Source organism: Marmoricola sp. URHB0036 (genome assembly GCF_000426045.1).
Taxonomy (GTDB): Bacteria; Actinomycetota; Actinomycetes; order Propionibacteriales; family Nocardioidaceae; genus Marmoricola.
Genome location: NZ_AUEP01000016.1, coordinates 1 through 13,133, shown reverse-complemented (window position 1 = coordinate 13,133; position 13,133 = coordinate 1). Strand labels below are relative to the sequence as shown.

The 13,133-nt window shown below is 69.6% G+C and carries 9 protein-coding genes and 2 pseudogenes; 4 read left to right on the top strand and 7 right to left on the bottom strand.

What is annotated here, in order from left to right; all coding sequences use genetic code 11:
- Positions 1–16 precede the first annotated feature (16 nt).
- From H976_RS0117665 to H976_RS0117645, 6 genes and pseudogenes are all read right to left on the bottom strand, one after another.
- Positions 17–2,725, bottom strand: coding sequence for an acetate--CoA ligase (locus tag H976_RS0117665; RefSeq protein WP_196804135.1), 2,709 nt, complete (start codon positions 2,723–2,725; stop codon positions 17–19).
- A 5-nt stretch (positions 2,726–2,730) separates the two neighbouring features.
- Positions 2,731–3,204: pseudogene (locus tag H976_RS31180) on the bottom strand (universal stress protein); the annotation flags it as partial.
- Positions 3,205–3,309: 105 nt separating this feature from the next.
- A pseudogene (locus H976_RS31175) lies at positions 3,310–3,654 on the bottom strand (universal stress protein); the annotation flags it as partial.
- Between the two features lie 170 nt (positions 3,655–3,824).
- The gene (locus H976_RS0117655; protein WP_027862615.1) at positions 3,825–5,069 is read right to left on the bottom strand and encodes an NRAMP family divalent metal transporter; all 1,245 of its coding nucleotides are present in this window, start codon (positions 5,067–5,069) and stop codon (positions 3,825–3,827) included.
- Positions 5,066–6,463 (bottom strand): PRC-barrel domain-containing protein, encoded by a 1,398-nt coding sequence (locus H976_RS29040; RefSeq protein ID WP_051276979.1) that lies wholly within the window; start codon positions 6,461–6,463, stop codon positions 5,066–5,068. Before H976_RS29040 ends, H976_RS0117655 begins: the two co-directional genes overlap by 4 nt.
- 3 nt (positions 6,464–6,466) lie before the next feature.
- Entirely contained in the window at positions 6,467–6,865 is a 399-nt protein-coding gene (locus tag H976_RS0117645) for a hypothetical protein (protein ID WP_027862614.1), read from the bottom strand.
- 246 nt (positions 6,866–7,111) lie between these two features.
- Between H976_RS0117645 and H976_RS0117640 the strand changes: the two genes are divergently transcribed.
- Genes H976_RS0117640 through H976_RS0117625 form a run of 4 tightly spaced genes read left to right on the top strand, consistent with a single transcriptional unit; the run spans position 7,112 to position 11,662 of the window.
- Positions 7,112–8,515, top strand: coding sequence for an amino acid permease (locus H976_RS0117640; RefSeq protein ID WP_081683003.1), 1,404 nt, complete (start codon positions 7,112–7,114; stop codon positions 8,513–8,515).
- A 13-nt stretch (positions 8,516–8,528) separates the two neighbouring features.
- Positions 8,529–9,755 carry an arginine deiminase gene (locus H976_RS0117635; RefSeq protein WP_027862612.1) on the top strand — a complete coding sequence of 409 codons (1,227 nt, stop codon included), beginning with the start codon at positions 8,529–8,531 and terminating at the stop codon, positions 9,753–9,755.
- A 1-nt stretch (position 9,756) separates the two neighbouring features.
- On the top strand, positions 9,757–10,761 hold the full coding sequence (argF, locus tag H976_RS0117630; RefSeq protein WP_027862611.1) for an ornithine carbamoyltransferase: 1,005 nt from the start codon (positions 9,757–9,759) through the stop codon (positions 10,759–10,761).
- A gap of 1 nt (position 10,762) precedes the next feature.
- Positions 10,763–11,662 (top strand): carbamate kinase, encoded by a 900-nt coding sequence (locus tag H976_RS0117625; RefSeq protein ID WP_027862610.1) that lies wholly within the window; start codon positions 10,763–10,765, stop codon positions 11,660–11,662.
- Between the two features lie 158 nt (positions 11,663–11,820).
- Here the strand turns inward: H976_RS0117625 and H976_RS29660 are convergent, their stop codons facing one another.
- Positions 11,821–12,954: an integrase core domain-containing protein gene (locus tag H976_RS29660; protein ID WP_196804097.1), complete on the bottom strand. Its 1,134-nt coding sequence runs from the start codon at positions 12,952–12,954 to the stop codon at positions 11,821–11,823.
- Positions 12,955–13,133 lie beyond the last annotated feature (179 nt).

Genomic DNA, 13,133 nt, shown 5'->3' with positions numbered 1-13,133 from the left:
TTCGTCGGGCGAGGGATCAGATCGTACGGCGCAGCTGCCGCGGCTCGTCCGACGTGGGCGCCGTCGGGCTGGCCAGACGCAGCTTCACGTCGACGAGTGCGCACCCCGAGCCGGACACCATCAAGGGGTTGATGTCCAGCTCCGCCACGAGGGGGACCTCCTGGGCCAGTCGGGCGCTGGCAACCACGACCTCGACGAGCGCGTCGACGTCGACCGGATCGCTCCCCCGGAAGCCGTCGAGCAACGGCCAGCACCGAAGTCCCCGCAAGGCACGCCGGACGTCGCTCGGCAGCACGGGTGGCACCAGGTAGACCCGATCGCCGAGGAGGTCGGTAGTCACGCCACCGGCACCCACCATCACCAACGGTCCGACTGAGGGGTCGCGGACCATGCCGACCGCGATCTCCACACCGGAGGCGACGGGCTGCACGAGAACCGGCACGTTCGATCGGCCGAGCTCTCGCTCGAAGGACGTGACCGCCTTGGCCACCGCGTCGGAAGAGGCGAGGCCGACGCGCACCAGACCGCGTTCGGTGCGGTGCACGACGTCGCCGTCGGCCACCTTGATCACCACCGGGAAACCGACCGACTCTGCCAGGGCCGCCGCGGCGTCCGGGCCGCACGCGAGGGCGCCGGCAGGCTGCAACCCGGAGTCCGCCAGCAGCCCCGCGGCGGGTTCGGCACCGATCCAACCGTCGTGTGCGGCCGCCCCGCCGGTCAGCAACGCCGCGGCATCGGCCCGATGCCGCAGGAGGGCGCCCAGACCCCCCGGCTGGGCACCCACGCCGTCGACCTCGACGTCCGTTGCGCGCTCGGCCAGCCAGGCGGCATACCGGGCCGCCCGACCGAGCGCACGCAGCGCGGCGACGGACGAGCCGAAGACGGTCAAGCCGCAGGGGTCGAGGGGGCTGCCCCCCAGTCCTTGGGCGACGACGAGCACCGGCAGGCGCGGGTTCCGTGCCCGGGCCAGTGCCACCGCCGCCGCGGCAGCATCCACATCGGTCAGGCTGGTCGCCACGATCTCGACGAGCACGGCGTCGACCTCCCCGGACTCGAGGACGACCTCCACCATGGTGGCCAGGTCGTCCGGGGACACGGTGGCACCAGCATCCACAGGGTTGGACGTTCCCGAGGTGCCCAGGACGTGTGCGGCGAGCTGGGCACGCGTCGCCCCTGACAGCTCGGGAACGACGAGGCCGCAGGTGGTCGCTGCGTCCGCGGCCAACACACCCATGCCGCCGGCGTTGCTCACGATGCCCACACGAGGACCGGCCGTGAGGGGTTCGCGCGTCAGCAGGAGTGCGGCCTCCGCGAGGTCCTCGGCGCCGTCACAACCGATCACGCCGGCCTGGGCGAACAGCGCCGCAACGCCGATCGCGGGAGTGGCCGCGGCCGCGGTGTGCGAGGCACCGGCACGGCGTCCCCCGTCGGAACGTCCACCGACGACGGCCAGCAGCGGCTTGCGCTCGGAGAAGCGGCGCGCGATGCGTGCGAACTTGGGTGCGTTCCCGAAGGACTCCAGGTAGAGCGCTGCTGCGGTGACTCGGGGATCGTCGGTCCAGGCGGCGAGCAGGTCGTTGCCGGACACGTCCACCTTGTTGCCGAGCGAGACCAGTGAGCCGATACCGAGCCCGAGCTCACGCGCGAGGTCGGCCAGCACGATCCCCACGCCACCGGACTGGGTCGCCACGGCCACCCCGCCGTCCGGCGGAAGCACGCGGGTGAACGTGGCATTGAGCTGGATCTCCGGGTGGTTGCTCATGAGGCCCAGGCAGTTGGGTCCCACCACCCGGATGCTGTGGGCGCGCGCGAACGCTGCCAGCTCACCCTGGAGCCGGGCACCCTCGGCTCCGAGCTCCTGGAACCCGGAGCTGATCACCACGGCCGTCGGCACGCCGATCGCGGCAGCATCGGTCACGGCGGAGAGCACGTGGGGTGCCGGAACCGCGATGATGGCCAGGTCGACCGGGCCGGGGAGATCGGCGAAGGTCGCGACCGCAGTGATCCCGTCGATCACCGGGACGCGCGGGTGCACGACGAAGAGCTCGCCCGTGAACCCACCGGCGCGGATGTTGTCGAGGACCGCACGCCCGATCCCCTGCCCGTCGCTGCGTACCCCCGCCAGCGCCACGCTGTGGGGATACAGGAGCGGATTCAAGGAGCGTGCTTCGGCCCGGCGGTCCTTGGCATCCGCGACCGCCTGGCCGCGGGCGGTGCTGGCCGTTTCGAGCCGGACGTCGACCACGTCGTCGTCGATGCGCTTGGTCAAGGTGAAGCCCGCGTCGGTGAACACGTCGAGCATGGCGCGGTTCTCGATCAGGACCTCGGCGACGAAGGTGCCGATGCCGCTTGCTCGTGCGGCGGCCGCCAGGTGCTCCAGCAGCAAGCTGCCGATGCCGAGCCCGTGACTGCCGTCCTCCACGAGGAAGGCCACCTCGGCGGTGCGGGCATCCACTCCCTCGGCCGTCGCGACGGCGAGGATCTTCCCGCCTCTCTCCGCGACGAGAGCCAGGGGATGGTCGCGCACGAGGTGGTCGACGTACTCGTGCGCGGCGTGCCGCCCCACGGTGAAGAACCGGAGCCGGACGGAGTCGTCGGAGACGTCTCGATGCAGCGCGTGGAGCTCGTCAGCGTCCTGGGCCGTGATCGGTCGGATGACGGCCACGCTGCCGTCAGCCAGCAGGACGTCGGCGGCCCGGGGGGTCTGGCCTTGGTCAGACAGCACGAACATCAGCTCCTGGGTGGCGATGCGGACTCGGGCGTCCGCCTCGAGGCGGCGGTCGTGGCGGGCGTTTCTCGCGGGTCGACGACCACGACGGGACAGGACGAGTGGTTCAGCACAGCCCTCGTCACCGGACCGAGGTGCGAACCCAGCGGCAGCGTCGGTTCGTGGCGGCCGACCACGATGCGGCGTACGTCGTGAGACCTGGACTGCGCCACGAGCGCGTCCGCCGCCGGGCCGTGCACTGCCACGACCTCGCAGGGAACGTCGGGAAAGCTCTGCACCAGATCCGCGAACTCACGGCGTACCTCCTCGCGGACGTAGGCCGCGTGCACGAGTCCGGCCTGCCCCTCGAACACGTCGCCGTCGAACGCCGCGGAGAAGAACCAGGCGCGGACCAGACGAACGCTGCCGCCCAGCCGTTGCGCCTCCTCGAACCCCCACCGCGTCACGTGGGACGAGCTGACGGCGTCCTCCACCCCCACGACGATCACGTCGCTGCGTTGGCCGACCTCGCGCCAGGAGTCGGGCACCGCCACGACCGGCGCATGCGCACGGGCGGCAACGCCGTTGGTGACCGACAGCGTGGGTACGTGTCGGGCACGGTCCATCCGGTGGTGCTGCATCACGACGATCGCGGCGTTCTGGCTCACCTCGACCAGCGCCGGCACGACCGAACCGTGGATGATCTCGCTGCTCACGGGTGTGTCGACCCCGATCTCCTTGCTGACCCTACGTTCGCAGTCGACGAGGAAGTCGGTGCCGTACCTGCGCCACTCCCCCTCGACCAGGCTGAGGTCCGCGACGCCGGTCGGGCCCAACAACACAGGCCGAACGGCGAGGGCAACGTGGATGCCGCAACCACGACGCGTGGCCTCCGCGACGGTGAGGTCGAGCGCCGCCTCGAAGTCCTCCCCGGGGCTGACGCACATGAGGACCTTGGCCGGTTCGAGACGCAGCATCGGTGACCTCCTGCCTCGTCTTGGGGGTTCTCGCGGTGGCGTCGCGGAACCTGACCTCATGCTGCCGCGCAGACAGCACACCTCCGCAGGGTCGGCCGTCACCCGCGCGAGGGACCTTGTGCCTGTCCGGGACAACGCCGTCAGACCAGCAGCAGGACCACGCAGGCCACCACGGCCACGACGACGAGCGCCTGTACGGCGGCCAGCGGCCGCGAGACCGCGTGATCACCCACGATGCTGGTGTCACGCGAGAGGCGCGTCATGAGCACCAGCAACGGGATCAGCAGCACCGCGTTGAGCATCTGTGTGGAGACGAGGAGTGGCACCAGGGGCACGGCAGGGATCAGCACGACGCTCGCAGCCACCGTCGTGATCACGACGTTGCTCAGGTAGAACAGCCGGGCCTCGGAGAACGTGCAGTCGAGCGCCGCCTCCGAACCGGTGAAGTCGCAGATCGAGTACGCCGTGGAGAGCGGCAGGATCGCTGCCGCGAGAAGAGCGGCGCCGATCAGGCCGACGGCGAAGCAGAGGCCGGCGAGGTCCCCGGCCACGGGTGCCAGCGCTGCCGCAGCATCACCGGCACTGACGATGCTCGTGTGCGTCTCGTGCAGCGTTGCCGCACAGGCGACCACGACGAAGAACCCGATGATCCCGGTGAGGAGGGCCCCCATGACGACGTCGGTGCGCTCGTAGCCCAGGTCCTTCACCGTGAGCTTCTTGTCCACGGCGTAGGACTGGATGAAGCTCAGGCCCCAGGGCGCCAAGGTGGTGCCGACGGTGGCGGCCACGATCAACGTCTCCTCGTGCCCGAAGGACATCCGGGGCGTGACCAGTCCGTTGAAAGCCGCGGACCAATCCGGATGTGCGAGCACGGCCGCGGCGACGTACGCCAGGAACACCGACGCCAGTGCCATCAGCACGTGCTCGACGCGATGGAAGCTGCCGGCGAGGACCAGCGTCGAGACGGCCGCGGCCGCCACTGGCACCGCGAGGTAGCGGCTGATCCCCAGGAGCTCGCCCCCGGCCGCGATGCCGGCGAACTCGGCCGTCGCTGTCCCCAGGTTCGCAATCACCAGGGCGAGCAGGGCACCCGATGCCACACCCAGGCCGTAGCGGTGCCGGATGAGACCGATCAGGCCCTGACCGGTGACCACACCCAGACGCGCTCCGAGGTCGTGGAAGACGATCAGCGCGACGGTCGAGAGCAACAACACCCACAACAACCCGTAGCCGTGGTCCGCACCCAGCACCGAGTACGTCGTGATGCCGGCAGGATCATCGTCGGAGAGGCCGGCCAGCAACCCGGGGCCGAGCACGGCCAGGAGCGGCAGGTAGCGCCGAGTAGATCTCGACCCCGACCGTCGCGGGGCGACGACCTCGGTCATCTCCTGCCACCGACGGGAGGATGCGTGCCAGGTCGGTGGAGGCGCCAGCCGCTGAGGCGACGCATCCGGCGGGGCGGCCCGGCCGTGCCCGTCACTCGGGCGCGCACGCGCGGGTGCAGCAGCCGTACGGCGTCCTCGCGCACCCGCCCGTCTGCGGCTCGGAGGATCTCACGGGCGTGCGCAACCGGAAGTCGGGTCAGCACCTCGGCCATCCCGTCGGCCGGCAGCTCGAGCACAGCCGGGTCGGGTGCGGCCAGCTGGGCGGCGTGGCCGTGCGCTGAGACCAGGTGCACCTGCGAGAGCGGCAGCGCGCGGGGTGGTGCCGTCGGGGTGCGCCCGGTGAAGCGTCGCGCGATTCCCGACGGGGTGAGGTCCACTCCGATGACACGGGCGCCCGCGGTGCCGATCTCGACGATGACGTCGCTCACGCGTGTTCGGCCCGGCGGTGCGGCGAGGACGACGGGTGCGTCGAGCACGTCACGACGCAGGAACAACGCCGGACGTCCAGGGGTCGACACCGGGGCCTTCCCGGGGCCGCGTTCGAGGCCGAGCCCTCCCCCGCTCCTCGGCTTCAGCTCTCCGTACGGGAGCACGGCTCGGCGCCCGTCGCCGGTACCGATCACCACATGCGTGATGGCCGGGTGGTCGGTGTCAGTGGCCAGGTCCGCCACCAGGTCGCGGACACGTCCGAGCTCGTCATCGGACGCGTCGTACACGGGGGTGCCGAGCATCGCCGAGAGCAGGTGTGGCCCCGGCATGAAGGACCGGCCCGCGTCTGTGCGGCTGGCGCGCTCGACCAGACGAACGGCGCCGACGCCGGTGACGGCGGCCATCGCCAGTGCCATCACGAGACCACCGGCCACGCCGATGAGAACCAGCAGCCACGCTGCCTGGCCGGGCTGCCACAGCGGTGGTGCGACGAGGCTGAACGCTGTGAGGCCCGCACACCAGCCCAGAGCCGTCCAGCCCACCCACGCAAGCCGGCCCGGCGTCCCCGGTGGCATGGCGAGCGCCTGCGCGGTCCCGATCGTCGCGAGGAGGGCGGTGCCCAGGATCGTGGCCGTCACGGCGACCCACGCAGCCGGCCACGTAGCCCACCAGTCGTGCGTGGTCGACGGCAGCATGCCGAGGAACCAGGCCACGGCGGCCGCCAGACTTGTGGCCCGCACCCAGGCGTCTCCGCGGAGAGTGGGCCACGAACGCCGGAGCACGACCACTTGGGCGTACCCGAGCGCCGCACCCTCGAAGAGCCCTGCGACAGGCATCACCACCAGCTGCGCGCTCGCGACGAGCTCGCTCGCCAGCATTCCCGCAGCAGCCGGCACGGCGAAGCCCACGAGCTCACCGACGGCCACCACCACGAGCCAGCGCCGCCACGACAGTGGATGTTGCATGCCCTATCCCTCGCGCGGGTCCGGCGCTGTCCCTGGCCGGCTGGCGTCCTCGGGGACCGCATCCTGCCAGGCGTGGTCGCGCACCAGCTGCTCGACCGTCGGGTACTCCGAGGTTGCGTCATGGCGACTGACCTGGGCAAGGGCGGTCGAGAGGACCAGAGGTGAAGCCCCGACCAGCACCAGCAGGAGGCAGGCCCAGCCAACGCTGCTCACCAGGAGGGCGACCCACGCGGTCAGGAGAACCGAGGCAACGGCTGTCGGTACGACGGCAGCCCACGCCGACTGCTCACATGACCACGCCACGAGGACACCCCCGCTGACCAGGACGCCGAGGAAGGTCGCCAGCGTCAGCAGGGTCACGAGGGGGGTGAGAGCCTGCAGGCTCGCGACCGCGCTGGCCATGGCAGTGCACAGGGCCAGTGCAGCCCACGTCCAGCGATAGGCCGTGCTCAGTCCGCGACCTGGTGACCACGCAGCTCGTCGAACCCACGATTCCTTCATGTCGCCTCCTGGTCGCGCCGTCGCCCCTCACGATCCGCCGCGGACGACCCACGAGTCAGGGCCCTGCGTCACTCCCTTGTGGGACCGCAGTCCCTGTCCGGCAGCCACCCCCCTCCGGTCCGATGGGTGCGACACCGAGGAGGAGTCATGACCACCGAGCTCACCGGTCCCCCGACGACCGACACCCCTGCCGAGACATCGCGCCTGAACCTGCCCCAGTCGACCAGTCTCGTCATGGGCAGCATCATCGGCGTCGGCATCTTCAGCCTTCCGTACGCGATCGCGTCGTACGGCCCGATCAGCCTGGTCGCCATGGCACTGGCCACCGTCGGCGCCGTGGCGCTGGCCTTCATGTTCGCCGTGCTGTCCCGCCGCATCCCGGCAGAGGGTGGGCCGTACGCCTACGCCCGTGCCGCGTTCGGCAACGGCTTCGGCTTCAGCCAGGCCTGGCTGTACTGGATCACCGCGTGGGCGGGCAATGCCGCCATCGCCGTGGGCTGGGTCTTCTACGTCGAGAAGTTCGTCAACAAGGGCGGGAGCACCTTCGGCGCGATCGTGATCGCACTCGTGGGCCTGTGGATCCCCGCGGCGGTGAACCTCTCCGGCGTCCGGAACACCGGGGTCTTCCAGCTCTGGACGACCGTCCTGAAGTTCGTCCCGTTGGCGTTGATGGCGACCGTGGGACTCCTCTTCATCAAGGCCGGCAACTTCACCCCGTGGAACACCAGTGGCGACACCAACCTGTCCGCCATCGGGGGCGCCATGGCGATCTGCCTGTTCAGCTACCTCGGAGTGGAATGCGCTGCCGTCGCCGCCGGAAAGGTGCGCAACCCCGAGCGCAACGTTCCCAAGTCCACGATCTACGGCACGCTCGGCAGCGCCGTCGTCTACATGCTCTCCCTCATCGCAGTCTTCGGGATCCTCCCGTCCTCTGCACTGGCGCAGGACAGCAACCAGGCGTCGTACTCCGCTGCCGCGGACTCCATCGCCGGTGGCAGCTGGCTGGGCTACGTCGTCGCGGCTGCAGTGATCGTGTCCGGCATCGGCGCCCTCAACGGCTGGACCATGATCTGTGCCGAGATGCCACTCGCCGCCTCGAAGGACGGGCTCTTCCCGCACCGGTTCGGCAAGCTCTCCGGCCGCGGAGTCCCGGCCTTCGGCATCGTCTCCTCGACCTTCCTCGCCTCCGTCGCCGTCGTGATCAGCTACCTCGGCACCCACGGCGCCACCGTGTTCACCACCCTGGTCCTGATGACGGGCATCACCGCCGCCATCCCGTACGCCGCCTCGGCGCTCGCCCAGATCAAGTGGCGGGTCATGGACCGCGAGCGCGGCCACACGCCGCACTTCGCGCTCGACATGGGGGTCGCCATCGTCGCGCTGGTGATGTCGCTCGCCTTCATCTGGTACTCCCGCAACAGCGGCGACAACTGGTACGTCGTCTGGGGACCGTTCCTGATGGCCGGAGGAGCCGCCGTGCTCGGCATCCCGGTCTACCTGGCCCAACGCGACTCGATGACCGAGCCGGCCCCCGTGCCCGAGTACAAGTGACGAGGGCCGCGAGATGACCTTCCACGTGGACTCCGAAGTCGGCCAGCTCAAGCAGGTGGTCGTGCACCGGCCCGGGCTCGAGCTCGACCGCCTGACCCCGAGCAACGTCGACGACCTGCTCTTCGACGACGTCATGTGGGCGGCCAGAGCCCGGCAGGAGCACGACACCTTCGTCCACCAGCTCCAGCAGCAGGGTGTGACGGTGCACCGGTTCGCGGACCTCCTGACCGTCGCCCTCGACCAGCCGGGCGCCCGCGAGTTCGTCCAGGACCATCTGACGACCGCGACCCGGTTCGGTCCGGCCCTGGACAAGCCGCTGGACGACCTGGTGGCCTCCACACCGGCACGGACGTTGGCGGACCTGCTGATCGGCGGCGTGCTGAAGTCGGACGTGGCCGACCGGCTGCGCGAGCCCAGCTTGTTGATGGACTACCTCCGCGACGACGACTTCCTGCTGCGTCCCCTCCCGAACCACCTGTTCCAGCGGGACAACGCGGCCTGGGTGTACGACGGCCTGTCGATCAACCCGATGGCGAAGTCGGCGCGCAGGCGGGAGACGATCAACTCACGCGTGGTCTACCGCTTCCACCCCATGTTCGCTGCCGCCCGGATCCCCTACCTGTACGGCAACGACTCCCTGCCCCACGAGCCCGCCACGATCGAGGGTGGCGACGTCACCGTCATCGGCAACCGGACCGTGATGATCGGCATGGGCGAGCGCTCCACTCCTCAGGGCGTCGAGACACTCGCCCGGGCCTTGTTCGCCCACGGTTCGGTCGACCGGGTCATCGCCGTCGAGCTCCCACGCGAACGCGCCTTCATGCACCTGGACACGGCGATGACGATGGTCGACCGCGACGCCTTCAGCGTCTTCCCCTACCTCCCCGAGGAGCTCCGGTCCTTCACGCTCGACTCCAAGGGCGCTGGTGGGGACTTCACCATCGAGGAGAACGACGACGTCTTCGCGGTGGTGGCGGACTCCCTCGGTCTCGCGAAGGTGCGCGTGCTGCGCACGCCGATCGACAGGATGGGTGCCCAACGAGAGCAGTGGGACGACGGCAACAACTTCCTGGCCGTGTCGCCAGGAGTGATCCTCGGTTACGAACGCAACACCACCACCAACCGCTATCTCGCCGACCAGGGCATCGAGATCATCCCCGTGGTCGGTTCCGAGCTCGGGCGCGGCCGCGGAGGCCCGCGGTGCATGACATGTCCGATCGAACGAGAGGCAGTGAGCTGAGATGACCATGACCGACCTGAAGGGCAGGAGCTTCCTCAAGGAGCTCGACTTCACACCCGACGAGTGGCGCTCGCTACTCACCCTCGCCCAGCACCTGAAGCTCGAGTGGCAGACCGGGCCGCGTCGGCAACAGCTGGCCGAGCGGAACATCGCGGTCATCTTCGAGAAGGCCTCGACCCGGACGCGCTGCGCGTTCGAGGTGGCCGCCCACCACCAGGGCGCTCACGTCACCTACCTCGACCCCTCCGGTTCGCACATGGGCCACAAGGAGTCGGTCAAGGACACCGCTCGGGTCCTGGGCCGCATGTACGACGCCATCGAGTACCGCGGGTTCTCCCAGGACTCGGTGGAGCTGCTCGCGGCATACGCCGGCGTCCCCGTCTGGAACGGCCTCACCAACGAGTGGCACCCCACCCAGTCGCTGTGCGACATGCTGACGATGCGCGAACACACCGACAAGCCGGACCGTGAGATCGCCTTCGCCTACTGCGGCGACGCGGGAAACAACGTCGGCAGCTCGTTGCTCATCGCGGGAGCGATGATGGGCATGGACGTCCGGATGGTCGGGCCGGTGAGCCTGCAGAACTCCCCGGTTGCCATGGACGCCGCACGCACCATTGCCCGCACCACGGGTGCGCGGATCACGCAGACCGACGACCCCGCCTCCGGTGTCGACGGGGTCGACTTCATCTACACCGACGTGTGGGTCTCCATGGGCGAGGAGGCCTCCGTGTGGAGCACGCGGATCGAGCAGCTGCTGCCCTTCCAGGTCAACCGCGCCCTGCTCGACAAGACCGGGAATCCCGACGTGCGGTTCATGCACTGCCTGCCCGCGTTCCACAACCGGGAGACCGTGGTCGGCGAGGAGATGTACGCCAAGACCGGGCTGGCCGAGCTCGAGGTCACCGACGAGGTCTTCGAGTCGGAGAGCTCGATCGTCTTCGACCAGGCGGAGAACCGGATGCACACCATCAAGGCGGTCATGGTCGCCACGCTCGGAGCCTGAGGTGCGCGTCGTCATCGCCCTCGGCGGCAACGCCCTGCTCCCACGTGGGCAACGCCCCGACTGGCAACCCCAGGTCGACCAGGTCGCGCGGGTGGCGGGCGCACTGGCGGAGCTGGCCGCGGCCCACGAGGTCGTCCTGGTCCACGGCAACGGACCGCAGGTGGGGCTGCTGGCACTCGAGAGCGCTGCGGACCCGTCCCTGACGCACCCCTATCCGCTCGACGAGCTCGTCGCGGAGACGCAAGGGCTGATCGGCTACTGGTTGCAGCAGGCCCTGGGCCGCCACCTGAGGACGCCCGTCATCACCGTGGTGACCCAGACCGTCGTCGACGCCGCCGACCCCGCGTTCGCCGATCCGACAAAGTTCGTCGGCTCGGTGTACGACGAGCTGGAGGCGAAGGAGCTCGCCAGGGTGCACGACTGGACGTTCGGGCGTGACGGCGACAGCTGGCGACGCGTCGTCGCGTCACCCGCTCCCCGCCGGATCGTCGAGGTCGGCACCGCGGACCACCTGCTGCGCAGCGGCATCACGGTCGTGCTCGCCGGCGGCGGCGGCATCCCCGTCGTCGAGACTCGCGACGGGCTGGAGGGTGTCGAGGCGGTCGTGGACAAGGATCTCGCGGCCGCACTGGCAGCCAAGGAACTAGGTGCCGACCTGTTCCTGGTCCTCACCGACGTCCCCGCCGTGATGACGGACTTCGGGACGGCGGACCAACGGGCACTCGGAGAGGTCTCGGTCTCGGACCTGGAGTCGCTCGACTTCCCGGCCGGTTCGATGGGGCCCAAGGTGGAGGCCGTGTGCGAGTTCGTGAGGAGGAGCGGCTCACGGGCCGCCATCGGTTCCCTCGAGGAGGCGCTGGCCATCTGCGCCGGCACGTCCGGGACGCAGGTCCGGCCCTGACCCGTGTCCTTCTCGGGCATCCGACGCAGGGTGGGTGCTCGTGCGTGGTGATCGGGGCAGGACGACACACGTTCTGGTTGCGCGTCGTGCCCGTGTCACGCCAGAGCGCTCAAGGTGCCCGTGTGATGTCTCGGGTTCGTCCGGACAGTGTTGGTGTCTCAGGTCAGTGTGGACACTTCGCTCGGGTTGGGTCGAGGGGCTTGGTCCCCCAGGACTCCGTAGTAGTGCTTTCCGGGGGTGAGGTGCTGGCTTCGGATCAGGGTGCCGTGGGGGTCGAAGATGCTGACGGTGTCGCCGTTTCGGACGACGGTGACCTTGGTCCGGGCGTGCTTGCGGCTGAGGTTGACTGAGATGCGGTGGAAGTGGACGCGGCCGGCGAAGTCGGTCTTGTAGGTCTTCGCGCTGACCGGCATCGATCTGGGTGTCGCGGGCGGCAATGGTGGGATCGGCTCCAACGCTGTAGGCCCGTCGCTGAGTGCCTGGGCAGGGGTGCGCATTGCGAGTGCCTGATGGGGCCGTTCGTGGTTGTAGGCATGGTCGAAGTAGTCGATCTGGGCGCGCAGCTCGCTGATGCTTTGCGCTCCTGGCTGGGCTCGCAGCCAGCGTTGGGTGGTGGCATGGACCCGTTCGTCCTTGCCCTGGGTCTGGGGGTGTCCAGGCTTGCCCGTGATCGCTCTGCATCCCAGCGCTTGGAGGTGTTCGACCAACTGGGAGCGTCGACCCATCCGGGTCTGGTTGAACGCGGTGCCGTTGTCGCTGAGCAGCCGGTGTGGCACCTGGAACGCTGCGATGCCTTTGCCCAGAACGGTGAGTGCGCCACTGGTGGTCTCGCCGATCTCGACATGGCTGGCGACGATGAACCGCGACTTGTCGTCGAGGAGCTGGTAGACGTTGGCGATCGACCCCACCGCATCGGCCAGTGGCCACTGGAAGGTGTCCAGCTGCCAGCACACATGCGCCAGCGGGGCCTCGAACCTTCGATAGCTGGACCGGGGCCGCTTCTGCGGCTGAGGAACCACCATTCCCCGGCGGGCAAAAACCCGCGCCAGCGTCGAGGCCGCGGGCGCTGCGATACCCATCTGCTGGAGCCGATACCGCACGCTAATCGGCCCGTGGTCCCAACCCGCGTCCGCCAGCTCCTTGCGGAGCCGGACCGCGAGCTCCTCGACCTCGATGGGAATCGCCAACGGCGAACGAGCCACCGAACGCTGACGTTGAACCATCGCCTCCTCGGCACCGGCCCGCCTCGCCAGCGCCTTGATCTCATAGAAGCGTGACCGGGAGATCCCCACCTCCCGACAGAACCTCGTCACCGCCCCCCGAGGAGCATCTTCAGGCCAGGCCACCACGACAGCCCGAACGTCCACCGGAACCACCCTGTCTGCCATGAACGCACCATGCGCTCACAACCGCTCGAGTGTCCGGACCAACCCAAGACAGAACTGTCCGCAATGACAAAGGACAGAACAGC

Coding starts and splice junctions, on each gene's coding strand:
- H976_RS0117655 (WP_027862615.1), bottom strand. CDS start 5,069: ATGACCGAGGTCGTCGCCCCGCGACGGTCGGGGTCGAGATCTACTCGG.
- H976_RS29040 (WP_051276979.1), bottom strand. CDS start 6,463: ATGCAACATCCACTGTCGTGGCGGCGCTGGCTCGTGGTGGTGGCCGTC.
- H976_RS0117645 (WP_027862614.1), bottom strand. CDS start 6,865: ATGGCCAGCGCGGTCGCGAGCCTGCAGGCTCTCACCCCCCTCGTGACC.
- H976_RS0117640 (WP_081683003.1), top strand. CDS start 7,112: ATGACCACCGAGCTCACCGGTCCCCCGACGACCGACACCCCTGCCGAG.
- H976_RS0117635 (WP_027862612.1), top strand. CDS start 8,529: ATGACCTTCCACGTGGACTCCGAAGTCGGCCAGCTCAAGCAGGTGGTC.
- argF (WP_027862611.1), top strand. CDS start 9,757: ATGACCATGACCGACCTGAAGGGCAGGAGCTTCCTCAAGGAGCTCGAC.